This window comes from Anaerococcus sp. HMSC065G05 (assembly GCF_001812365.1).
Taxonomy (GTDB): Bacteria; Bacillota; Clostridia; order Tissierellales; family Peptoniphilaceae; genus Anaerococcus; species Anaerococcus vaginalis.
Window position 1 is genome coordinate 11,482 of the sequence record NZ_KV808727.1, and the last position, 1,833, is coordinate 13,314.

A 1,833-nucleotide genomic window follows, 5' to 3' on the forward strand; every position below is an offset into this window, starting at 1 on the left:
AATATAATTTTGATCCTGCTGGAATATTATCATCCAGCATTATTAAGTTAAGTTTTTCTTCACCGTCATACTCACAAATTGCAGATATAATCATACCTTCTGAGTCGATTCCCATCATCTTACGAGGAGGAAGATTACAAATTGCAAGTAGTGTCTTTCCAATTAAGCTCTCTGCGCTGTAATATTCCTTAATACCAGATAAAATAACTCTTTCTTTTTCAGAACCATCATCTAATGTAAATTTCAAAAGTTTTTTTGACTTAGGAACTTCTTCGCAGTTTTTAACCTTTACAACTCTAAAATCAGATTTTGAGAAAGTTTCAAAGTCTACCATATCTTCAAATAATGGTTCAACTTTCACTTTTGAAAGGTCAATTTCTTCTGTCGTAAGTTTGTCGTAAGTTTCGTAAGTTTCTTTTGACAAACCCCCATTTTCTGCCTTTTCTAAGCCTATTGGCTTCATTGTTGGGAAAAGTAATACGTCTCTTATTGAACGTTGACCTGTTAATATCATTATTAATCTGTCAATTCCAATTCCAAGTCCGCCTGTTGGAGGCATTCCTACTTCAAGAGCATTTACAAAATCGTAATCCATCATGTGTGCTTCGTCATCGCCTGCTTCTCTTTTTGCAACTTGATCTAAAAATCTTTGTTTTTGATCAACTGCATCGTTTAATTCTGAGAAGGCATTTGCAATTTCTGCTCCGTTTACAAAAGCTTCAAACCTATATGTTAAGCTTTCATCATCATTTTTTCTTTTTGCAAGTGGAGATATTTCTACTGGATAATCAATTACAAATGTAGGTTGAATTAATTTATCTTCAACAAATTCATCAAAAAATTCTGCAATTATTTCGCCTCTTGTTGATTTTACTTCTACATTTTTCTCTTTAGCAATTTTTACTGCATCTTCATATTCTGTAATTTCGTTAAAATCCACTCCAGAATATTCTTTTACAGCATCAATCATAGAAATTCTTCTCCAAGGAGTTTTTAATTCGATTTCTTTTCCATCAAACTCTACAAGGGTAGTTCCTTTTACTTTGTTTGCTACTTCTTCTACCATTGTTTCTGTAATTTCCATCATATCTTCAAAATCGCCATAGGCTTGATATAATTCCATTGTTGTAAATTCTGGATTATGAGTTGCATCCATGCCTTCGTTTCTAAACATTCTGCCTATTTCATAAACCTTATCGAATCCACCAACAATTAATCTTTTTAAATAAAGCTCTGATGCAATTCTTAAATACATTCCAATATCCAAACTGTTGTGGTGGGTTATAAATGGTCTTGCACTTGCTCCACCTGCAATTGTATTTAATATTGGTGTTTCAACTTCCAAAAATCCTCTATTTTCTAAAAATTTTCTAATTTCAGAAATTATTTTACTTCTAAGTACAAAAACATCTTTTACTTCTGGATTTACAATTAAATCTACATATCTTTGTCTGTATCTAATATCTGTATCTTTTAGTCCGTGCCATTTTTCTGGTAAAATTTGCAAAGATTTTGTTAAAAGATCTGCGTGTTCTGTTTCAATAGAAATTTCGCCTTGATTTGTTTTGAAAACTTTTCCTTCTATTCCAATTATATCTCCAATATCATAGCCTTTTGTTTCTTTGAAATTATCTCCCATGATATTTTTACGATTTACAACTTGGATTTGTCCAAGAGAATCTTGAACATCCATAAAGCTCATATTGCCATGGCCACGTCTTGCCATAATTCTTCCAGCAACTCTTACGATTTTTCCTTCAAATTCTTCAAAATTATCTTTTATATCTTTGGATAAACTTCTATTTCTAAAATTTACAATAGCGTGAGGGTTTT

General features: G+C 31.7%; 1 protein-coding gene. It reads right to left on the reverse strand.

The genetic code is table 11. The features are described 5' to 3' along the window. Positions 1 to 1,833 (reverse strand): lysine--tRNA ligase (lysS, locus tag HMPREF2852_RS08505; protein WP_070607671.1); only part of this gene is annotated, 1,833 nt, incomplete at both ends.